General features: G+C 67.4%; 19 protein-coding genes. 8 read left to right on the forward strand and 11 right to left on the reverse strand.

Annotated features, from left to right (window positions below):
- Together RR928_RS08120 and RR928_RS08125 are read right to left on the reverse strand one after the other, a co-directional pair.
- On the reverse strand, window positions 1-622 hold a 622-nt coding region (locus tag RR928_RS08120; protein WP_332682087.1), incomplete at its 3' end, for a LysE family translocator.
- A gap of 72 nt (window positions 623-694) precedes the next feature.
- Window positions 695-1495, reverse strand: a complete 801-nt coding sequence (locus tag RR928_RS08125; protein ID WP_332682089.1) for a helix-turn-helix transcriptional regulator — start codon at window positions 1493-1495, stop codon at window positions 695-697.
- A 101-nt stretch (window positions 1496-1596) separates the two neighbouring features.
- On the opposite strand from RR928_RS08125, the gene RR928_RS08130 reads away from it, so the two are divergent.
- Both RR928_RS08130 and RR928_RS08135 read left to right on the forward strand, forming a co-directional pair.
- Complete coding sequence (locus RR928_RS08130) at window positions 1597-2580, forward strand: 2-dehydropantoate 2-reductase (RefSeq protein ID WP_332536413.1); 984 nt, start codon at window positions 1597-1599, stop codon at window positions 2578-2580.
- Window positions 2581-2724: 144 nt separating this feature from the next.
- A complete protein-coding gene (locus RR928_RS08135) occupies window positions 2725-3414 on the forward strand; it encodes a TerC family protein (RefSeq protein WP_332536398.1) in 690 nt (229 codons plus the stop codon).
- Window positions 3415-3498: 84 nt separating this feature from the next.
- Here RR928_RS08135 and RR928_RS08140 read toward each other — a convergent pair whose 3' ends face one another.
- Window positions 3499-4383 carry a LysR substrate-binding domain-containing protein gene (locus tag RR928_RS08140; RefSeq protein ID WP_332536397.1) on the reverse strand — a complete coding sequence of 295 codons (885 nt, stop codon included), beginning with the start codon at window positions 4381-4383 and terminating at the stop codon, window positions 3499-3501.
- 131 nt (window positions 4384-4514) lie between these two features.
- Between RR928_RS08140 and ydiJ the strand changes: the two genes are divergently transcribed.
- Window positions 4515-7559 carry a D-2-hydroxyglutarate dehydrogenase YdiJ gene (gene ydiJ, locus RR928_RS08145; RefSeq protein WP_332682091.1) on the forward strand — a complete coding sequence of 1015 codons (3045 nt, stop codon included), beginning with the start codon at window positions 4515-4517 and terminating at the stop codon, window positions 7557-7559.
- A gap of 9 nt (window positions 7560-7568) precedes the next feature.
- Here the strand turns inward: ydiJ and RR928_RS08150 are convergent, their stop codons facing one another.
- Window positions 7569-9809 carry a xanthine dehydrogenase family protein molybdopterin-binding subunit gene (locus RR928_RS08150; protein WP_332682093.1) on the reverse strand — a complete coding sequence of 747 codons (2241 nt, stop codon included), beginning with the start codon at window positions 9807-9809 and terminating at the stop codon, window positions 7569-7571.
- An 11-nt stretch (window positions 9810-9820) separates the two neighbouring features.
- On the reverse strand, window positions 9821-10294 hold the full coding sequence (locus tag RR928_RS08155) for a (2Fe-2S)-binding protein (RefSeq protein ID WP_332536392.1): 474 nt from the start codon (window positions 10292-10294) through the stop codon (window positions 9821-9823).
- Window positions 10295-10499: 205 nt separating this feature from the next.
- On the opposite strand from RR928_RS08155, the gene RR928_RS08160 reads away from it, so the two are divergent.
- Entirely contained in the window at window positions 10500-11408 is a 909-nt protein-coding gene (locus RR928_RS08160) for an AraC family transcriptional regulator (protein ID WP_332536391.1), read from the forward strand.
- A gap of 102 nt (window positions 11409-11510) precedes the next feature.
- Window positions 11511-12773, forward strand: a complete 1263-nt coding sequence (locus RR928_RS08165; RefSeq protein WP_332682096.1) for a putative Na+/H+ antiporter — start codon at window positions 11511-11513, stop codon at window positions 12771-12773.
- Between the two features lie 80 nt (window positions 12774-12853).
- On the opposite strand, the gene RR928_RS08170 is transcribed toward RR928_RS08165, so the two are convergent.
- The gene (locus RR928_RS08170; protein ID WP_332536389.1) at window positions 12854-13861 is read right to left on the reverse strand and encodes a FecR family protein; all 1008 of its coding nucleotides are present in this window, start codon (window positions 13859-13861) and stop codon (window positions 12854-12856) included.
- A 219-nt stretch (window positions 13862-14080) separates the two neighbouring features.
- Window positions 14081-14500 (reverse strand): hypothetical protein, encoded by a 420-nt coding sequence (locus RR928_RS08175; protein WP_332548187.1) that lies wholly within the window; start codon window positions 14498-14500, stop codon window positions 14081-14083.
- Window positions 14501-14981: 481 nt separating this feature from the next.
- Between RR928_RS08175 and RR928_RS08180 the strand changes: the two genes are divergently transcribed.
- A complete protein-coding gene (locus RR928_RS08180; RefSeq protein ID WP_332536385.1) occupies window positions 14982-15437 on the forward strand; it encodes a VOC family protein in 456 nt (151 codons plus the stop codon).
- 6 nt (window positions 15438-15443) lie between these two features.
- On the opposite strand, the gene RR928_RS08185 is transcribed toward RR928_RS08180, so the two are convergent.
- On the reverse strand, window positions 15444-16331 hold the full coding sequence (locus RR928_RS08185) for a LysR family transcriptional regulator (protein ID WP_332548186.1): 888 nt from the start codon (window positions 16329-16331) through the stop codon (window positions 15444-15446).
- A 3-nt stretch (window positions 16332-16334) separates the two neighbouring features.
- The gene (locus RR928_RS08190; protein WP_332536382.1) at window positions 16335-16772 is read right to left on the reverse strand and encodes a ribonuclease HI family protein; all 438 of its coding nucleotides are present in this window, start codon (window positions 16770-16772) and stop codon (window positions 16335-16337) included.
- A gap of 119 nt (window positions 16773-16891) precedes the next feature.
- Between RR928_RS08190 and RR928_RS08195 the strand changes: the two genes are divergently transcribed.
- Window positions 16892-17884 (forward strand): SDR family oxidoreductase, encoded by a 993-nt coding sequence (locus RR928_RS08195; RefSeq protein WP_332536380.1) that lies wholly within the window; start codon window positions 16892-16894, stop codon window positions 17882-17884.
- A 165-nt stretch (window positions 17885-18049) separates the two neighbouring features.
- Complete coding sequence (locus RR928_RS08200; protein ID WP_332536379.1) at window positions 18050-18679, forward strand: TetR/AcrR family transcriptional regulator; 630 nt, start codon at window positions 18050-18052, stop codon at window positions 18677-18679.
- A 144-nt stretch (window positions 18680-18823) separates the two neighbouring features.
- On the opposite strand, the gene RR928_RS08205 is transcribed toward RR928_RS08200, so the two are convergent.
- Both RR928_RS08205 and RR928_RS08210 read right to left on the reverse strand, forming a co-directional pair.
- Complete coding sequence (locus RR928_RS08205; protein WP_332536377.1) at window positions 18824-20167, reverse strand: sensor domain-containing diguanylate cyclase; 1344 nt, start codon at window positions 20165-20167, stop codon at window positions 18824-18826.
- 124 nt (window positions 20168-20291) lie between these two features.
- The gene (locus RR928_RS08210; protein ID WP_332682099.1) at window positions 20292-21515 is read right to left on the reverse strand and encodes a hypothetical protein; all 1224 of its coding nucleotides are present in this window, start codon (window positions 21513-21515) and stop codon (window positions 20292-20294) included.
- Between the last annotated feature and the right edge of the window lie 66 nt (window positions 21516-21581).

Below are 21581 nucleotides of genomic sequence, written 5' to 3' on the forward strand. Positions count from 1 at the left end.
CCAGCACGCCCAGCGCCAGCGCAATCAGCAGCGCGCCCGAAATGCGCTCCAGCCAGGGCAGCGCGCGCGCAAAGCGCCGCAGCACGGCCTGGTTGCCGATCAGCGTCGCGACCAGCAGGTCCCACAGCAGCACCATGGCGAACATCCACGCGCCATAGAACGCCTTCCAGCCCGCGCTCGCATACGGGCCGGTGAGCATGGCCGCAAGGCTCGCATAGAACAGCGCGTTCTTGGGATTGAGGATTCCCGAGACAAAGCCCATGACCGCGGCGCGCCACCACAGGCGCGCGGCCGATGCCGTCTGCCCTGCCCCCTGCCGGCCTGGCGTCTGCTGCAGGGGCGTCGCGCCCGCATGGCGGATGAACAGCGCACCGAGATAGAGCAGATAGCCGCAGCCCGCAAGCTGCAGCGCGACAAACAGCGCGCTGCCCGGCGCCAGCAAGGCCGTGCCCGCGAACGCCGCGACAATGAAAACGCCATTCGCCAGGGCAATGCCCAGGCAGGCGCCGCTGGCGATGCGCCAGTTCGATGCCAGCGCGGTGCGCGCGACCAGAAAGAAGTCGGGGCCAGGGGACAGCAGCGCGAGAAAGTGCGCCGCGGCAATCATCAAAAAGGGCTGCATGCGAGATACCAGGAGTTCGCTTGCAGTGTGGCCAGGACGGGCCGGCCTGTATTGAAGAAAATTGCGCCAGCGCTAGGCCCGGAACCGCCCCGGCGTCACCCCCGCATGCACCTTGAATACTCGCTGGAAATGCGCCTGGTCGGCAAACCCCAGTCCATGGGCGACATCGGCCAGGCCCGCGCCCGCACGCAGGTGCTCGCGCGCGCGGTTGATGCGCTGGTTCAGCTGCCAGGCATGGGGCGTGAGGCCGGTCGCGGCGCGAAAACTGCGAATCAGCTGGAAGCGGCTCATGCCGGCCAGGCGCGCGAGATCGGCCAGCTCGGTGTGCACCGCCGGCGCATGGCGCAGGAATTCCAGCACCGGCTGCAGCTGCGCGCTGCAGCGCGCGCTGGTCGGGCCCGGCGCAATGCGCAGGCCCTGGGCGCCATCCATCGCGCCGATGAACTCAATCAGCGCGGCTTCCTTGTGCTGGGCAGCCGCCGCGGAAAACAGCAAGGCGTTGAGGCGGCAAAAGCGGGCATAGGACGCGGGGTCGGCAACGATGCGAATGGCCGCGCCGTCGTCGCCCGCGTATTCGGCGCGCACGCCCTGCAGCCAGGCGGCGTCGAGGTGCAGCATCTGGTAGCTCCAGGCGCCGCCCGGCTCGGGATTGCAGGCATGGACCCGGCCCGCGGGCACCAGCACCAGCGTGCCCACCTGCAGCGTCACCGACCCGCCCGGCGCGCCCGTGAAACAGCTGCCCCCGCCGTCCACCGCGCCTATGGAGAACGTCGCATGGCTGTGCGGCCTGTAGCAGGCCCGGCTGTCGCAGGCGCGCCGGCTTTCGGCATAAGGCATGGCTGCATCGCGCCAGAATTCGGTAAGGGCTCGCATGGCGTGATTGTAGGAAGTCGCGCAAGGCGGCTTGCGCGAGAATGGCGGCCAGCCCCAGGGCCATCCCTGCGCGGCGCAAACGAATAATCAGGAGCATCATGATCAAAGTCTGTATCTACGGCGCCGGAGCGATCGGCGGTTTGATAGGCGCGCGCCTCGCGGCCACCGGCAACTGCGCGGTCAGTGCCGTGGCACGCGGCGCGACGCTGGCCGCCTTGCAGCAGCACGGCTGGCGCGTGCTCAGGGATGGGGAACTGCTGCAGGCGCCCTGCGCGGGCGCGTCGGCCGATCCTGGCACGCTGGGCGTGCAGGACATCGTCGTGGTCGCGGTGAAAAGCCAGGCCATGGGCGCGGTCGCCGATGCCATCGCCCCGCTGATAGGCCCGCAGACCCTGGTGGTGCCCGCGATGAACGGCGTGCCCTGGTGGTTTGCCCAGGGCATCACCTGCCTGGGCGAGGCGCCGCTGGAAAGCGTGGACCCGGGCGGACGCATTGCGCGCGCGATTCCCCTGGAGCAGGTGCTGGGCTGCGTGGTCTACGCCAGCGCGTCCATGCCCGAGCCGGGCCTGGTGGCGCACAAGATGGGGCTGGGCCTGGTGCTGGGCGAGCCACGCGGCGGCGATTCCGCGCGCCTGCGCGATCTGGTGGCCCTGCTCAACGCCGCGGGCTTCGAGGCCAGGGCCTCGGCTGCCGTGCGCCAGGACATCTGGTACAAGCTCTGGGGCAACATGACCATGAACCCGATTTCGGCAATCACGGGCGCGACCATAGACCGCATTCTCGATGACGATCTGGTGCGCGACTTCTGCTCGCTGGCCATGGCCGAAGCCGCGCTGATCGGCGAACGCATTGGCTGCGCCGTCGCGCAAAGCCCCGAAGACCGGCATGCGGTCACGCGCCAACTGGGAGCGTTCAAGAGCTCGATGCTGCAGGACGTCGAAGCCCAGCGCTCGATAGAGCTCGATGCCATTGTCGGCGCAGTGCTTGAAATCGCGCACCGACTGGACATGCGCGTTCCCAATATCTCGGCGCTGATGGGCATCACCCGGCTGTTTGCCCGCAGCAGACAGCTCTATCCGGCCTGAGCGCCCCGAAATCGGGCGTTTCGCGCCCGAATTTACGCAGTATTACGAACTGCGAGCACCGAATTTCAGGCCTAAACTCCCCGCACTCATAAAAAGAGAGCGCCGCGCCCGCGGCGCTTTTATATTCATAACAGTGGAGTAAAAATGGAATTTCTCAGCACCACCGACTTCTGGATCGGTCTCGTCAAGATCATCTGGATCAACATCATCCTGTCCGGCGACAACGCCGTGGTCATTGCCCTCGCGGCGCGATCGCTGCCCCCTGAGCAGCAGAAAAAGGCCATCATGTTCGGCTCCGGCGCTGCCGTGGTGCTGCGCATCGCGCTGACCGTGGTCGCAGCCAAGCTGCTGGAGCTGTCGTTCCTGCAGGTCATCGGCGGCGTGCTGCTGCTGTGGATAGGCTATCAGCTGCTGTCCGGCGGCGATGAGGAAGAAGGCCACGGCAAGGGCAATGGCTCGATGATGGCCGCGATCCGCACCATCCTGATCGCCGACCTGGTGATGAGCCTGGACAACGTGATTGCCGTGGCGGCCACCGCCCAGGGCAACATGGTCCTGTTGATCCTGGGCCTGGCCATCAGCATTCCGCTGGTGATCTTCGGCTCCACTTTGATGATCAAGCTGATGGAACGCTTCCCCGTGATCATCACGCTGGGCGCGGCGCTGATCGGCTGGGTCGGCGGCGAAACCGTCGTCAACGACAACCTGCTGCACGGCTACACCATGGCCCACCCCTGGCTGCACTACGCGGCTGCCGCGGCCGGTGCGATACTGGTCGTCGGCCTGGGCAAGCTGTCGCAGGCCCGCGCCGCGGGCAAGCAAGCCCAGATCTGAGCCGGGAAACGCCAGGGTGTGAGTCTCTGGCGGCTTTCTTGAAAAACGCACTGCCCCGGCAGTGCGTTTTTCGTTGGGGATACGTTATGCCTGCTGCGCCAGCAGCCAGGCGCGAAACGCCGCCAGCGCGGGCAGCGTCTCGTTGCGCTCGGGATAGACGAGGTAGTAGGAGCGCTCGCTGACCATGGCTGCGCCGACTTCGACCAGCCCAAGGCGGCGGTCTTCGTCGTCGATCAGCGCACGCGGCACCAGGCCCACGCCCATGCCCGCGCGCACCGCCTGCATCAGGTGCGAGGTCAGCTCGAAGCTGGGCCCGACCTTCATCTGCCGGTGGTCCAGGGCGTTGTGGCTGAACCATTGCGCCCAGCCCTTTTGATTGCTGGCCACCGTGAGCAGCGTTTGCGAGGCAATCCATTCGGGCGTCGCCGGCTTGCCGTTCAAGGCCTCAGGGCTGGCGATCGCCACCAGGAACTCGTTGTGCAGGCAGTGGGCGCGCAGATCGGGCCAGTCGCCGACGCCGCCCACGGTGATGGCCGCGTCCAGCTCCTGCGCATTGAAGTCGATGGCGCCTATGCGCGAATGGATGTGCAGCGTCACGCCCGCATGGCTGCGGTAGAAGTCGTGCAGGCGCGGCAGCAGCCATTTGGAGCCATGGGTGGGCAGCGTCGCCAGGCGCAGCGCGCCGCCCTCCTGCTGCGACATCGCCTGCAGCGTGGCCGCGCGTATGCGCCCCAGCGCCGCGACCACTTCGGCCGCATAGCGCCGGCCCAGTTCGGTCAGCTGTACCGAGCGTCCCTGGCGCCGGAACAGGCTGATGCCCAGCTGCGATTCCAGTGTCTGTATCTGCCGGCTCACCGCGCTCTGGCTCAGCGCCAGCTCTTCGGCGGCGCGCGTATAGCTTTCATGGCGCGCCGCGGCCTCGAACACCAGCAGCAGCGACATGGAAGGGGTCAGGCGGCGGTAATGCATGAGTTTTATGCAGCAATTGCCGCTGAAATATCCGTTTGTATTGGCGAATTATCAGACAGATACTCAGCAGCCGGCCACAAAACACATGCATTGAACACATCATTGCCAAGGCCCAGGAACAAGGTATCCCGATGATCGAACGACTTCCCCTGCGCGCCAGCGCGCCCGCCGCCCCCTATGCCGAGTTTCTTGCCGCCTTGCGCGCCGCGGGTTTCGCGGGCGAGATCCGCAGCGACTACGCGAGCCGCACGGTGCTGGCCACCGACAACTCGATCTACCAGCGCCAGCCCCAGGCCGCCGTTTTTCCCGCGCATGCCCAAGACGTGCAGACCGTCACGCGGCTGCTGGCCGAGCCCGCGCACCGCGACATTGCGCTCACGGCGCGCGGCGGCGGCACGGGCACCAACGGACAGTCGCTGACCGACGGCATCGTCATGGACCTGTCGCGCAACATGAACCGCATCCTGGAGATCAACGCCGAAGAACGCTGGGTGCGGGTGCAGGCCGGCGTGGTCAAGGACCAGCTCAACGCCGCATTGAAGCCCCATGGGCTGTTCTTCGCGCCCGAGCTGTCGACCTCCAACCGCGCGACCATAGGCGGAATGATCAACACCGACGCCAGCGGCCAGGGCAGCTGCACCTACGGCAAGACGCGCGACCATGTGCTGGCCATAGACTTCGTGCTGCTGGGCGGCGAGCGGCTGCACAGCCAGCCCTTGAATGCCCACGAACTCGACGCCGCCTGCGCGCAAGGCGGCCGCGCGGGCCAGGTCTACCGCACGGCGCGGCGCATTGCCGACACCCAGGCCGAACTGATTGCCGCCAAGTTCCCGCCGCTCAACCGCTGCCTCACGGGCTATGACCTCGCGCATCTGCGCGAGGAAGACAGCCGCTTCAATCTCAACAGCGTGCTGTGCGGCGCCGAAGGCTCGCTGGGCTGCATCGTCGAGGCGAAACTCAATGTGCTGCCGATTCCCAAATATTCGGTGCTGGTCAACGTGCGCTACGCGGCCTTCATGGACGCGCTGCGCGACGCGCGCGCGCTGCTCGCGCTCAAGCCGCTGTCGATCGAGACCGTGGACTCCAAGGTGCTGCTGCTCGCGATGCAGGACTTCTCCTGGAGCAGCGTGGCCGAATACTTTCCCGGCGACGCGCAGCAGCCCACGCTGGGCATCAACATCATCGAGTTCAGCGGCGACGATGCGGCGGCCGTAGACCGCCAGGTGCAGGAATTCATCGCCCATCTGCAAGGCGACGCCGGCGTGCGCCGCCTGGGCCATACGCTGGCCGTGGGCGAGGCCGCGGTCAAGCGCGTCTATGCCATGCGCAAGCGCGCGGTCGGCCTGCTGGGCAATGTGCAGGGCGAAGCCCGGCCCCAGCCGTTTGTCGAGGACACGGCCGTGCCGCCCGAGAACCTCGCCGAGTTCATTGCCGAGTTCCGCGCGCTGCTCGACAGCCACGGCCTGCAGTACGGCATGTTCGGCCATGTCGACGCCGGCGTGCTGCATGTGCGGCCGCTGCTCGACATGAAGGACCCGCGCCAGGCGGCGCTGGTGCGCCCGGTGTCGGATGGCGTGGCAGAACTCACGCAGCGCTACGGCGGACTGCTGTGGGGCGAGCATGGCAAGGGCGTGCGCTCGGAGTACGCGCCCGCGTTCTTCGGCGAACTCTATCCCGCGCTGCAGCAGCTTAAATCAGCGTTCGATCCGCACAACCAGTTCAACCCGGGCAAGATCGCCACGCCGGCCGAGGCCAGGACGCTGCTGCTCAAGGTCGACGGCGTGCCGCTGCGCGGTGAACACGACCGCCAGATCGACGAGCGCGTGTGGCAGAGCTTCGGCGCGGCCATGCACTGCAACGGCAACGGCGCCTGCTACAACTTCGACCCCGACGACGCCATGTGCCCGTCGTGGAAGGCCACGCGCGAGCGCGTGCATTCGCCCAAGGGCCGGGCCTCGCTGCTGCGCGAATGGCTGCGCCTGCAGGGCGCGGCCGGCGTCGATGTGCTGCAGGCCGCGGCCGCCAGGCCGGCGTTTGTCAAAGGCCTGGCCGCACGCTGGCACAACAGCCGCGCCGCGGCGCGCGGCGAAGCCGACTTCTCGCACGAAGTCTATGCGGCGATGTCGGGCTGCCTGGCCTGCAAGTCCTGCGCCGGCCAATGCCCGGTCAAGGTCAATGTGCCCGATTTCCGCGCGCGCTTCCTGGAGCTCTACCACCAGCGCTATCTGCGGCCATTGCGCGACTACCTGATAGGCTCGCTGGAGCAGACCATGCCCTGGATGGCGCGCCTGCCCGCGGTCTACAACGGGCTGATGGGCGCGGGCTGGGTGCGGCGCCTGCTGCAAAAGCACATAGGCATGGTCGACAGCCCGCTGCTGAGCCAGTTCGATCTGCAGGCGGTTCTCACGCGCTGGAAGGTGCGGCCGGCGCAGGCGCAGGCGCTGCAGGCCTTGGGCAAAGAACAGCGCCAGCGCAGCGTGGTGATCGTGCAGGACACCTTCACGCGCTACTTCGACCCGCAACCGCTGGCGGCGCTGATCGAGCTGGCATCGCGCCTGGGCTTTCAGGTGTGGCTCGCGCCGCTCAACCCCAACGGCAAGCCGCTGCATGTGCAGGGCTTTCTGGGCGCGTTTGCCCAGGCCGCGATACGCAATGCCCGCGAGCTGTCGGCGCTTGCCGCCTGCGACATTGCGCTCGTGGGCCTGGACCCGGCGATGACGCTGACCTATCGCCAGGAGTACCAGAAAGTGCCGGGCATAGGCGAGGTGCCGCGCGTCGCGCTGCCCCAGGAGTGGCTGATCGACGTGCTGCCCGAAACCGCGCCCGCGCCGGATGCGCCGCGCTTCACGCTCATGCCCCACTGCACGGAGTCGACCAATGCCCCCGACAGCAGCCAGCAATGGGTGCAGGTCTTTGCGCGCCGCGGCCTCAAGCTGCGTGCCCAGGCCGTGGGCTGCTGCGGCATGTCGGGCACCTACGGCCACGAAGCGCGCAACCTGGAGACCTCCAAGAAGATCTACGCCCAGTCCTGGGAGCGCCAGCTGCCGGTCGAGGGGCCCGCGGACATCGCGCTGGCCACGGGCTACTCCTGCCGCAGCCAGGTGAAACGCCTGTCCGAGCGCCAGCTGCGCCACCCGCTGCAGGCCTTGCTCGAGCAGCTGCGCGCGCCGGCCTGACGCCGGGCTTCAGGCGCGCTTGAACGGCAGCTCGCGCTGCGGCTGGCCCGTGAGCCGCGCCACGGCATTGGCGAAAGCCGGCGCCAGCGGCGGCAGGCCGGGCTCGCCCATGCCCGTGGGCGGCTCGGCGCTGGGCACGATGTGCACGCCGATGTCGGGCATGTCGGTGATGCGCGCCACCGTGAAGTCACCGAAGTTGCTCTGCTCGACGACGCCGTCCTTGAGCGTGATCGCCGCACCGGGCAGGCACATCGACATGCCCATCACAGCCGCGCCCTGCACCTGGGCCTCGACGCTGCGCGGATTGACGGCGAGGTTGCAGTGCACGCCCGCCGTGATGCGCTGCAGCACCGGCTGGCCCTCCTTGAGCGTGGCCTCGACGACATAGGCGACCACCGACTCGAACGACTCGTGCACCGCCACGCCCCAGGCGCTGCCTTCGGCCAGTTGCTTCCTGCCATAGCCGCTGCGGTCCACGGCCAGCTGCAGCGCCGCGCGGTGGCGCGGGTGCTGGTCGCCAAACAGCGCCATGCGGTAGGCCACCGGGTCCTGGGCGGTGCGGCGCGCAATCTCGTCGAGCAGGGTTTCCATGACGAACGCGGTATGCGTGGAGCCCACGCTGCGCCACCACAGCACCGGCACGTTCAGCTTGGGATGGTGCACGGTCAGGCGCATGGGCAGCGGATAGGGGTCGCGCATGCCTTCGGTGGCCGAGGCATCTATGCCGTTCTTGACCTGAAAGCTCTCGAACACCGTTCCCGTGAGAATCGACTGGCCGACGATGGTGTGGTCCCAGGCCAGCACCTTGCCGCTTTCGTCGAAGCCTATGCGCGCGCGGTGCAGATGCATGGGCCGGTAGTAGCCACCCTTGACATCGTCCTCGCGGCTCCACAGCAGCCGCACGGGAGCGTCCAGGCCCGCGGCGCGCGCGGCCTTGGCGATTTCGCAGGCTTCGACCACGTAATCGCTGGAGCCGACAAAGCGCCGGCCAAAGCCGCCGCCCGCCATCTGCACCTGCAGCAGCACCTTCTCGGGCGGCAGGCCCAGGGTGCGCGCGGCCGCGGCCGCGTCCAGCCCCGCGCTTTGCGTGCCGACCCAGATCTCGGCGCGGTCGGCCGACAGCCGCACCGTGCAGTTCAGCGGCTCCATGGGCACATGGGCGAGATAGGGGAACACGAACTCGGCTTCGAGCTGCTGCGGCGCCTTGTCCAGCGCCGACATGTCGGCGTCGAACTTGCGCGCGCCGGGCTGGCGCGCCAGTTGGCGGTACTCGGCCAGCTGGCGTTCGCTGTCGACTTTCTCCACGCGCGAAGTGTCCCATTGCAGCTGCAGCGCATCGCGCCCCAGCTTGGCCGGCCAGTAGCCGTCGGCGACGACCGCCACGCCTTCGGCACCGCCGTCCAGCGGCACGCGCAGCACGGCCTTGACGCCCTTGATGGCGCGCGCCGCGCTGTCGTCGACGGACGAAAGCCGCGCGCCAAACACCGGCGGGTGGGCGACCACGGCCGTGAGCTGGCCCGGCAGGCGCATGTCGATGCCGAAGTCCTGGCGGCCGCTGCTCTTGGCGCGCGCGTCCAGCCGCGTGGTCGGCTGGCCGATGATGCGAAATTCCTGCGGATTCTTCAGGCGCACGGTCTCGGGCACGGGCAAGGCCATTGCGGCTTCGGCCAGCTCGCCGTAGCCGAGCCGGCGGCCGTCGGGCGCAATCACCTGGCCGGCCTCGGTGCGCAGCGTCGCCACGTCGGCATTCCAGCGCCTGGCCGCAGCCGACAGCAGCATGGCGCGGGCGCGCGCGCCCAGCTCGCGGTACTGGGTGAAGCTGTTCTTGATCGAGTTCGAGCCGCCCGTCAGGTGCATGCCGAACAGCGGGTCGTGGTAGGCCGCGTCGTTGGTGCCGCTGCGGCTGCGCACCAGGCTCCAGTCGGCGTCCAGCTCCTCGGCGAGGATCATGGGCAGGCCGGTCTGCACGCCCTGGCCGAACTCGAGCCGGTTGATGGTCACCGTGACTTCGCCATTGGCCGCGATCTGCACGAAGGCCGAAGGCTGCTGCGTGGGCTTGAGCGCGGCGGCGGGCTGGGCCTGGGCCTGCGCATTTGCAAGATGCGGGAAGGCCCCCAGCACCAGGCCGCCGATGCCGGCCATCTTGAGAAAGCTGCGGCGCGGCAGCGCGGCCGGTGCGTCAGCCGCATTGGCCATCAGGCGCTGCAGCGCGCGCGGCAGATCGTTGCTATCGAAGGAAACAGGCAGCATGGGAAACTCCTTCAGGCCAGATTCTTGGCGGCATCGGCCACCGCGGCGCGAATGCGCGCATAGGTGCCGCAGCGGCAGATGTTGCCGGCCATGGCGCTGTCGATCTCGTCGGCGCCGGGCTGCTTGCCGCGCGGCAGCGATTTGAGGAATGCCGTGGCGCTCATGATCTGGCCGCTCTGGCAGTAGCCGCATTGCGCGACATCGTGCGCGACCCAGGCCGCGTGCACCGCCGCGCCGATCGGATCGCTGCCGTCGGTCACGGCCTCGATGGTGGTGATCTTCCGGCCCTCGACCGCCGAGATCGGCGTGACGCAGGATCGAATGGCCTCGCCGTCCAGATGCACGGTGCAGGCGCCGCACAGCGCCGCGCCGCAGCCGAACTTGGTGCCGGTCATGCCCAGCGTGTCGCGCAGGGCCCAGAGAATGGGCGTGCCGGGATCGGCGTCGACCGCGTGGGCGCGGCCGTTGATGTGGAGCGTGGTCATGGGCAGTTCCTGGTGGAGCGAAACGGGCAGCGGAGTCCGGCGCATGCCGCCAGCTCCACTTTGCCGGCAAGTATCCGCGCGCAGCCGCGCGCGCGTTTGCCGTTTTCAAGGCTTGTATTGCCGTTTCCAATCTTTCGCCGCCCTCCTGCGACCGTCCATGGTCCGTGCGGGTAAAGTGGACCCCCGCTTCCCCCAAAGCCTGCACATGTCCATAGAAATCCTGGCCCACGAGATCGGCAAGATTGCCCAAAACGACGGCGACCATGCAACCGCGATCTCGCGGCTGTCGCTGCACCGGCGCAGCGCCCGAACCGCGCCCATGCATTGCATCTACGGGCTGGGCCTGGGCATCACCGCCCAGGGCGCCAAGCAGGTGACGCTGGGCGAGCAGGTGATCGCCTACGCCCCGGGGCAATCGCTGCTCACGGCCGTCGACCTGCCGGTCGTCGCCCATGTGACCCAGGCGGACCTGGCGCGGCCCTTTCTGGGCATGATGCTGCGCTTCGATGCCGGCGCGCTGCTGCCGCTGGCCAGCGAGCTGGCGCTGGCGCCACTGCCGCGTGAGCAGTCGCCCTGCGCGATGTCGCTGAGCCCGCTGGAGGCGCCGCTGCTCGACGCATTGATACGGCTGGTGCGCCTGCTCCATGAGCCGCAGCTGATGGGCACGCTCGCGCCGCTGGTGGAGCGCGAGATCATGGTCCGGCTGCTGTGCGGCCCGCACGGCCCCTATCTGCGCCAGCTGCTTTCGGCGGGCTCGCCCAGCCACCAGATCGCGCGCGCCATGTCGTGGCTCAAGCAGCATTTCAGCGGCGAAGTGCGCATCAACGAACTCGCGGCCCTGGTGCACATGAGTCCGTCGACGTTCCGCCAGCACTTTCGCAGCCTCACGGGAATGAGCCCCGTGCAGTACCAGCGCCAGCTGCGCCTGCAGGAGGCGCGCCAGCTGATGCTCAACCAGGCGCTGGACGCGGCCAGCACCGCGGCGCGCGTGGGCTACGAAAGCGCTTCGCAGTTCAGCCGGGACTACCGCCAGCTGTTCGGCGCGCCGCCGCAGCGCGATATCAAGCGCATGCAGCAGACGCCTTCAGGAGACCCCGCAGCGCTGGGCATCTGACGCCCTCGCGTAGAATCGGCGCTGGGTGGCATGCCATTGTGGCGTGTCAGGAAAGCAGCGAAGGTCGGGCCGCCTCGCTGCGCCGTCACGTCCTCCTGATCCATGTTCAACATCCCTGTCGAATGGATGGCTGCCGCCATCTTCGCGCTCGCCCTGGCCCATACCTTTGCCGCCAAGCAGTTCGAGCGCCTGTCCCACCGCTTTCCGCGCCACGCCGGCCTGTTCCATCTGCTCGGTGAAGTCGAAGTCGTGTTCGGCTTCTGGGCCATCGTGCTGATTGCCTTCATGGCCCTGGCCAGCGGCAGCGGCGCAGCGCTTCAATATGCCGAGTCACGCAACTACACCGAGCCGCTGTTTGTCTTCGTGGTGATGGTGATCGCGGCGTCCAAACCGGTACTGGCGATCGTCATGTCCACCGTCAATGCGCTGGCGCGCCTGGCGCCGCTGCCCACGCCGCTGGCCAGCGCCTGGCTGGGCCTGGCTGCGGTGCCGCTGCTCGGCTCGCTGATCACCGAACCCGCGGCCATGACCATTGCCGCGCTGATGCTCGCGCCGCAGATCTTTCGCCGCCAGGTGCCCGAAAGCCTCAAGTACCTGGCGCTGGGCGTGCTGTTCGTCAATGTCTCCATTGGCGGAACCCTGACGTCGTACGCCGCGCCGCCGGTGCTGATGGTCGCGGCCACCTGGGGCTGGGACAGCGCATTCATGTTCACCCAGTTCGGCTGGAAGGCCGCGCTCGCGGTACTGGTCAACGCCAGCGTTGCAACCCTCTTGCTGCGCCAGCATCTGCGGCCCGCGCCGCCGGCCAATGACGAACTCGATGCGACTGCGCGCGTGCCGCTGACCGTCATCGCCGTGCACCTGGCCCTGCTCGCGGGCGTGGTGCTGTCGGCCCACCATCCGGTGATTTTCCTGGGACTGTTCCTGATGTTCCTGGGCTACACCCAGGCCTATGCAAAGCACCAGAGCCCCCTGATTCTCAAGGAGGCGCTGCTGGTGGGCTTCTTTCTGGCCGGGCTGGTGGTGCTGGGCGGAATGCAGCAATGGTGGCTGCAGCCCATCGTGTCGGGACTGCAGCCGCTGGCGCTGTTCCTGGGAGCGATCGGCCTCACGGCGATCACCGACAATGCGGCGCTGACCTATCTGGGCTCGCTGATCGTCGGCATCTCGGACGAATCCAAGTACCTGCTGGTCGCGGGCGCCGTGGCCGGCGGCGGGCTCACGGTGATCGCCAACGCCCCCAATCCCGCGGGCGTGGCCCTGCTCAAGCGCGGTTTTGCCGACGAGACCGTGGGCGCGCTGGGGCTGCTGCTCGGAGCACTGGGGCCTACGGCCGTGGCGGCAACGGCGTTGCTGTTTCTTTGAATGCAGTCGCCTGGTGCGGGCCGGGCGCAGCCTGCACGGCGGCGATGACCGGCGCGGCCGAGCGCCCCATTGCCCGGCGGTCAGGAGGCGGCCACGATCTCCGTCTGCGTGCCGGACTCCTGCAGCCGCACCGGTAGCATATTGACCAGCGCCTGGCGGAAATCGCCCGGGCGCAGCGGATCGAAGCTGCCCGAGATGCGCAGCGCGGCCACGGCCGGGTCGTGCACCACCATGCGGGTCGGGCCATAGCGCTCGAATTCGGCCAGGGCCTGGGACAGCGGCATGTTGTCCAGCGTGATGCGGCCATCGCGCCAGGGCGCGATGCCTGACGACGCCACGGCGGCGACGACACCGCCGGCCAGCTGCTGGCCCGCGGCCAGGAACACGGCCCAGTCGGTACGGTCCTGCGCGGCCACGCTCACCATGCCCTCTTCGACGGACACCCGCACCGGACCTTCGTCCGTATGGCGCACCGCAAAGCGCGTGCCCACTACCGTGACCCGGGTGTTGCCGGCCAGCACATGGAAAGGACGCGCGCTGTCGGCTTGCACGTCGAACAGCGCCTGGCCCTGGGGCAAGCGCACTTCGCGGCGCTGGCGATAAAGGCTCACCTCGACCCGCGTCGCGGTGTCCAGGCGCAGCTTGCTGCCGTCGGGCAATTGCACGCTCAGTTGCTGGCCGCGCTGGGTCTCGTAGCTTTGCGCAAACACCGGCTGCTGCCGCCAATGGTTCCAGGCCAGATAGCCGCCACCGCCGCCCAGCGCCAGCACGAGGACCGCGAGCGCAGTCCGTAGCACCAGCGCGGACCGGCCGCCACGCCGCACTCGGGAGCGCGCCGCCACGGCTTTGTCCTGCGCCACCTGAAGGCGCAACTGCTCCACGCCCGCGAGCGGAAACGCGTCCATCTGGCGCCAATCGGCCTGCCAGCGTGCGTACGCGACCTGGCGATCGGGATGACCTGCGAGCCAGCGCTGGAATGCGGCATCCGTGTGCGCGGTGTGGGGCGCGTCGCAGAAACGCATGAACCAGTCCAGGGCCTCGGTGTCGAGGTCGCTGTCGTGAAAGGTGGCGGTGGAGTGATCAGTCATGCGAATGCCCGAAGATGCATGGTAGTGGACGCACGCGGCAGCACGAACCCGGCGCGTGCCGAATGCAGCATAGGTCGGTGTTCGTTGGGGAAGGTTTCGGCCGTCAAACGGCACAGGCGTGGAGCGCCGATGATCTGCATTTGTGCATTTGTGCGTTTGTCGCAGGGTCGCGCCGCGGCGCCACCCTGCAAGCCTGAGCGAGTGAAATAGGCATGGCGTTCAGTCCAGCGCAACCGGTACCCGCTCGATTCCGTGGGCCATGGTCTTGACTTCATGCACCATCACCGTGCAGACGCCGTCGTTGGTGTAGATGTGCACCTCATAGTCCTTTCCGCCTTGCGCAGTGAAGCTGACAGCGTCGCCGCTGCGGCGCCGCCCCGGCGCGCTTGAAAACGCAATGGGCAATGGAGAACCGCCTGAGCCGCTGTCGATCCGCAGCGGCTTGCCGCCGGGAATCAGAAACTCCCAATAGCTGACTTTGGAAAAAATGCGTTTTCTCGGTTTCGGCTCGCCCCTGCCTGCCGTGTGCGCCAAGTCCCGGCGCGCCGGGGACTGCAGCGCCGCCAGCGTATGCAGCAGGTCGGCAGCGCGGGCGCCGTCGACCTTGACGAAGCTGCGCTCCCCCTGGACGGTATGCATGACCATCACCAAGGGCCTGGCTTTGAGGCCGAACAGGCGAATACGCGCCGATTCACCGGGTGGGCACAGCGGCACCGCAGCAGGCCATAGCGCCCTCACCCCGCGAGCCGCGCGGCAACAAAGCGCCCGCAAAAACGCGCCTGACTTTCTCATGCGCAAGCCCGCACGGCCGCGGTTCGCTCCACGGCTTCTTGCGGGAGAGAACAGGACAATTCGATGGATTCGGTCAGCGACATCTCAAACACAGCAGATTATTTATAAATACTAAGTATAAATAATATTCGATAGGTTCCAACTATTTACATTTTTTTGCTGCATCGTTGCGTGCGGCGCACGCGGCAGCAGTGCTCGGCCCAGGACAAGACCGGCGCGGCCACAGATTGATGAAAAAAATCTGTGCTGAGCGCGCAGATATATCGTTTTTATTTATCAGTCAGTCTGTCTACAGTGGGCCTGTCTCCACACCGCCAGCAGATCCACCATGAACTCCACGATCCTCTCCGCCGATTCCCACCTGTCGTCGCCGATTCCTTTCCACCTCGCCTTTCCCGTGCACGACCTCGCCCAGGCGCGTGCGTTCTACGGTGAGTTGCTCGGTTGCCCCGAAGGGCGCAGCTCGGACGCCTGGGTGGACTTCAACTTCTTCGGCCACCAGATCGTTGCCCACCTCGCGCCCGAAGAGTGCGGCCAGCGCGCCCACAGCGCGGTCGACGGCCACGATGTGCCCGTGCGCCACTTCGGCGCCGTCGTGCCCATGGCGCTGTGGCAGGCCATGGCCGACAAGCTGGTCGCACGCGGCACCGACTTCGTCATCGAGCCCTATATCCGCTTCAAGGGCGAGCCAGGCGAGCAGGCGACGATGTTCTTTCTCGATCCTTCGGGCAATGCGGTGGAGATGAAGTCGTTCGCCGACCTGGGCTCGCTGTTCGCCAAGTGAGGCGCTTCAGCGCCGCGCGGGAGTCGGCGCGGGCGCCGCGTCGCGCAGGCATTGCGCGAGCAGCGCCACGGCAGGCGTGCTCGCGCGCGGGCGGCGCTGCAGCAGGCCGATCTCGCGATGGAATGTCTGCTCGCCCAGCGCCAGCACGCGCACGCCGGCGGGCAGCGGCAGATGGGCCTCGACCAGCGGCACCAGCGCCACGCCCATGCCCAGCGCGACCATGTGGATCAGCGCCGGGATCTCGTCGACTTCCACTGCATCCTGCACGGCCAGGCCTTCGCGGCGCAGGAAGCGCTCGACCATGCGCCCGCCAAACGACGTGCGTTCGTAGCGCAAAAATGGCTGCGACTGCAGCAGCGCGCGCCAGTCGCGCCCCTTGACGCCTGCGGCCACCATCAGCACGAAGGCTTCGTGCACCAGCGGCTGCCAGGTCAGTTCGGGCAGCATGCCGAAGGGCGGGCGGATGATGAGCGCGGCGTCTATCTTGCCCGCGTCGAGGTCGTCCATCAGCCCCATGGAGATGCCCGGCGTCACATGCACGCGCAGTTGCGGGTGAACGGCGCGCAGCGCGCCTATCGCCCGCGCCAGCAAGGTGGGCTGGGCCGAGGCGATCGCGCCTATGCGCAGCAGGCCCGACGCGCTGCTCTCGCCCGGCAGGTCTGCGAGCTGGGCATAGAGCGCCTGGATCTGCTCGGCGCGCGCCAGCGTCGCCTGGCCCGCGGCATTGAGCGTGGCCGAGCGGCCGGTGCGATCGAACAGCGCAAAACCCAGCGACTCTTCGAGCCGCTTGATCTGGCTGCTCACGGCCGACTGCGTCAGGCCTATGCGCTCGCCGGTCGCGGCAAAAGTGCCGTAGCGGCACACGGCGATGAACGTCTTGAGTTCGCTCAGCATGGCTCAGACAGGCAAGGCCGCCTGCGGCGCTGCGCCATCCGCCAAGGGCTCGCCGCGCGCCAGCGCGTCGGCAACGGCGTTTTTGTGGCGCGGAATCCAGCGCAGCTGCACGCTTTCGAACAACGGCAGCAGCGCGCGCGCCTGGGCATAGATATAGGCCAGGCGCGCAATGGGCTTGGGACTGGCCTGGCTCAGCTGTTCGGCGAGTATGCTGTTGTCGGTATGCAGCAGCACCGCGCGCACCTGCTGGCCATGCAGCCATTGCAGCGCGTGGATCGCGGCCAGCGCCTCGGCTTCGTTGTTGCAGCCCGAGTGGGCGATGGCCTGGCTGAAGCTGTGCGCGCTGCCGTCGGGCGCGTAGGCGATGCCGCCTATGCGCATGTGCCCGGGATTGGGCGTGGCGCTGCCATCGATGTAGACCGTCCAGAGTTGCGAATCCATGCGAGCAGCTTACCCGCTTGGCGGCCGGCCCTGGACCGATGAAGGCCGTTTTCCTACAGGAAAGCGTGCCTCGGCGCACTACATTGATCAGCGTATTCACTCGACGAGGAAACGCGGCCATGAAGAAAACCGAAAAGAAGACCACCGCCGCCGTGGCCAAGACAGTCGCCAAGCAAAAGGACATCCAGGCGAAACAGAACGCCGCGGACAAGAAGCCGCGCAAAGCCAAGCCTTCGCTACCTGCGCCCGGCCCGGGACGCAAGGCCAGCGCTGCCCCCATGAGCCGACAGCATCTGACCAAGCCCGGCATCGAGGCACGGATGCAGCAGCCGCCGCTGTACGATGCGCCCGCCTACCAGGGCAGCGGCAAGCTCAAGGGCATGACGGCGTTGATCACCGGCGGCGATTCGGGCATAGGCCGGGCAGTCGCCATACTGTTCGCGCGCGAAGGCGCGAATGTCGCGATCGCGTATCTGAACGAACACGAAGATGCGGCGAAGACCTGCGCCCTGGTCGAAGCCGAAGGTACGCAGTGCGTCTGCATTTCGGGCGACATCAAGGACGCGAAATTCTGCGCCGACATGGTCAAGAAAGTCGTCAAGCGCTTCGGCGGGCTCAACATCCTGGTGAACAACGCGGCGTTCCAGCAGCATGCGGACTCGCTCGAGGATCTCAGCGATGCGCGCATCGCAGAAACCTTCCAAACCAATATCTTCGGCTACATGCACATGGCCAGGGCCGCGTTGCCGCATCTGTCGCGCGGCGACTGCATCATCAACACCGGCTCGGTGACCGGGCTGCGCGGCAGTGCCAAACTGCTCGACTACTCGGCGACCAAGGGCGCGATCCACGCGTTCACCAAGGCGCTGGCATCGAATCTCGCGGGCCAGGGCATTCGCGTCAATGCGGTCGCGCCCGGCCCTGTGTGGACGCCGCTCAACCCCGCCGACAAGCGCGGCGACGACCTGGCCGAGTTCGGCAAGGACACCGACCTGGGCCGCGCCGCCCAGCCCGACGAAATCGCGCCCGCCTATGTGTTCCTGGCCGCGCCCAGTTGCGCGAGCTATATCACGGGCATCGTGCTGCCGATCACGGGCAGCGTGGGCGGCTGAACGCCCAAGGCCTGAGACAGGGGTCTTTGACGCTACACTTACCTACCGAAAGGTAAATAGGGTTTTCACCCCGTTCCAGGCAGCGCTGCGCGCAACCGCAACAGCTTGCAGCGCGCGCCGGGTCACCTATACTTTTCCTTCCACCAGAACAAAAATGGGAGCACGATGGCAACTCGTCGTCCAAAAGAAGACACGGCCGCAGCGACCGAAAGCTTTCGGCCGCGCGTAGACAACCGCCCGGAACAGATCATAGGCATCGCCTGCCGGCTGTTCGCGCGCCGCGGCTACGAAGGCACGTCGCTGCGCGATATCGCCGAAGAAGCCAAGATCACCAAGGCCGCGCTGTACTACCACTTCCCCAACAAGGAGGCGCTGTTCCACCGCATCGTGCTCGACTCGCTGCGCGCGCTGATCGACTCCGTGCGCGCTGCGGTCGACGCCGCGCCCACGCCGCTCGAAAAAGTGCGCCAGTACATGCTGGTGTCCGCCGACTTCATGGACGCCGACCGCGACTCCTGGATGGCGGGCTCGAACGCGTTCTGGATGGGCGCCGAAAGCGAGCAGCGCACCATGACCATCGCGCTGCGCAACGAATACGAAAGCCTGCTGCGCAGCTGCATTTCCGACGCCATCGAGACGGGCGTATTCAAGCCGCACAACGTCGCGCTGACCGGGCGCTTCCTGCTGTCGTCGCTCAACCAGATGACGCGCTGGCACAACCCCAAGGGGCCCATGTCCACGCGCGAAGTCATAGAGGAGTATCTCGACATGGCGCTGCATGGGTTGAAGGCCTAGGAGCGGCGATTGGTCCGATTCCGGCTTTTGATGCGGTGGGGGCAGGCAGCTCAGCGCACGCATAGAACCATGAACCGCCAGCCGCATGCCTGGAAGGCATGCCGTTCATCCATCGACAGGCCCGGGGCCTGGAGCACAGTGGCCTCAATCCTCTGATGCTGCGGGCGCTCGGCTGAACACCTGGTTGCGGCCCTTGCGCTTGGCCTCGTACAAGGCCTTGTCGGCCGCATCGACCAGCAAGGTGCTGGAAGCGTCGCCCGCGCAATGGCTGGTGCAGGCCACGCCTATGCTGACCGTGATGCGCACCACGCCCGTGAGCTCGGTGCCCAGCGACATGCCTTCGACCTGCAGCCGCAGAAACTCGGCAAGCTTGGCCGCGCTCGCGGCGTCGGTATCCGGCAGCAGGATCGCAAATTCCTCGCCGCCATAACGCGCCACCAGGCTGCGCGGGCGCTGCACCACATGCGTGAGCACCCGTGTGAAGCTCTTGAGCACTTCATCGCCAAAGGGATGGCCATGGGCATCGTTGAGCTGCTTGAAATGGTCCACATCGAGCATCAGCAGCGACAGCGGCGTGCCCAGCCGGCGCGATTCGCCCCATTCGGAAGCCAGCAGCTCGTCGAAGCGCCGGCGATTGGCCAGGCCGGTCAATGCGTCCTTGCCTGCCAACGACTCCAGATGCTGTGTCAGCTGGTGCAGCTCTTCCTGCTGGCGGCGTGAAGCCGTGACATCGACATGCGAGAAGAAACTGCTGCCATTGGCCTGGGTGCCGCGCAGCTCGACGATGCGCACCCAGCGGTTCTGCGGCAGCGCCAGTACATAGGGCGCGCCCGAAAAACGCTGGCGCTCCTTGAGAATCGCCAGCCCTCTGGCAAAGCCCGCCGTCGGCGCTTCGCGCCGCCAGGTTTCGGCATAGATTTCGTCGAACTGGCGTGCGCCCAGGCTGGCTATGCCGGGCAGGCCATACAGCACCAGGAACGCATGGTTGGCCCACACGGCCCCGTCCTGCTTGTCGACCATCAGAATGCCGTCGGCCAGGCTTTCGAGCGCCCTGGCCGTATCGGCGGAAATCTGTCCCGACAACTGCGCCAGCCGCGGATTGATCCTGTCCTGCATTCCCGGCAGCAGCGGCGTGGTCTTGCGCCACAGCCGCACGCGGCCAAGAGCCCCGAGCGACACCGACGCGGCGCGCACCCGATAGCCATGGTGGTCGAACTCGAAAGCGCGCTGCTGCTGGTAGTGGCGCTGCACCCCTTCTTCTATGTAGCGCTCCATGGCCGGCAGCTCGTCCGGGCTGAGCCGCTCCAGATAGAAGCGCCGCAGATTCTCGCGGTAGTCTTCGCCCTCGTGCACATGGCCCGCATGCTCGGGAAAGAACTGCAGGAACGTGTCGTTCCACAGCAGCGTCCTGTGCCTGGTGTCAAAGACACAGATGGCTACTTCAAGCTGGTCAAGAGCCAGTGCAACCAGGCGCAGGATGGAGATCAAAGTGTTTATGAAAGGTAGGCAACGGGGGAATTATCTGTGAAGTGCCGCAACGTGGGTTGTCGGGCGAAAAAAATGCCGGGCAGGCCGGCATTGGATGGAAAGGGCCGCGCGCCGCGGCCCCCTGTCAGCCGGTGGCGCGCTCAAGCCCCCAGACGTCGTAGGCCACGCCTTGCTCCGCCAGGGCCTGCAGGCCGATGGTGTGCGCGGTCTGCGCCAGCTCGGCCGCATGCACCAGCAGATCGGCCCGGTCCCAATTCTGCTGCTCGGCCAGCTCCATGACTTCCTGCAATTGCGCCTCGTCGGGAATGCGCTGCACCAGGTTCAGATACAGCAGGCTGATCAGCGCCTGCATGCTGTCGCCGCCGGCCAGCTGGTCCAGAATCCCGTTGGCCTGCACGCTGTCCGCCAGCGCCTGGGCGCCCTGCGCATCCACAAAGGCAATCAGCTCGCCGACCAGCGCACGGTCGTCGAGCGCATTTGCGCCCAGCGCGGCAGCGAGCAGGCGCAGTGCCTGGCCGGCCGCGCCATCGAGGTCCAGCGCCACCGCATGATCGGCAAACTGCAGTCGCTCCACACCCAGCAGCGTGTCACGCCCGCCATCATGGGCCATGCTCTTCACGATCCACTGGCCTTGCTCCTCGCTGCGCCACACGTAGTCGGCCGCATTGCCGCCATAGACCACGGTGTCCACACCGGCACCGGCGTCGATGCGGTCGTCGCCCTGTTGCGCACGGAACACCTCGTCGGCCGTCGAGCCGAACACCGGGCCTGCGTAGTTCGTGAATGCCAGTCCCTGCTGCGCCAGCGCATCCAGGTCCATCGCCTGCGCCGTGACCGCAAGTTCTGCGGCAATCTGCACCCATTGCGCATTCGAGTATCCGCTTGCCGGCAATTCCAACAGCAGCTGCAACTCGGCGGCATCGGGCGCACGGCCCACGATGTGGGTATACAGCAGCGTCAACAAGGCCGCCGGGTCGGCATCGCCGGCCAGCGCCGTGAGCAAGCCCAGATTCTCGGCAACCTGCGAAGCTGCGCCCAGTCCCAGGCCATCGACATAGGCCATCACATGGCCTACCAGATCCGGGCTGTCCAAGCCAGCCTGTCCCCACAGCGCGAACACCAGCCGTGCGGCCTGGGCCGCCGCCACACCCGGGCCTTCGGCCGCGAGATCCAGCGCCACCGCGCCGTCGTCGAACACCAGACGCTCTATGCCCGGCAGCGGCGTGGCGCTGCTGCCGGAGGCGGTGCGCAGGCTCCACAGGCCGGCGTCGCTGCGCTCCAGCACATAGTCGTCGCGCGCCCCGGCATAGTGAACCACGTCGATGCCCGGCGTGGCCGGAGGCGGCACGGGCGGTGCCGGAGGCGGGGCCGGCGGCTGTGGCGCGGGAGGCTGTGGCGCGGGAGGCTGTGGCGC

Origin of the sequence: Comamonas sp., assembly GCF_036666375.1 — a bacterium.
GTDB lineage: Bacteria > Pseudomonadota > Gammaproteobacteria > Burkholderiales > Burkholderiaceae_C > Comamonas.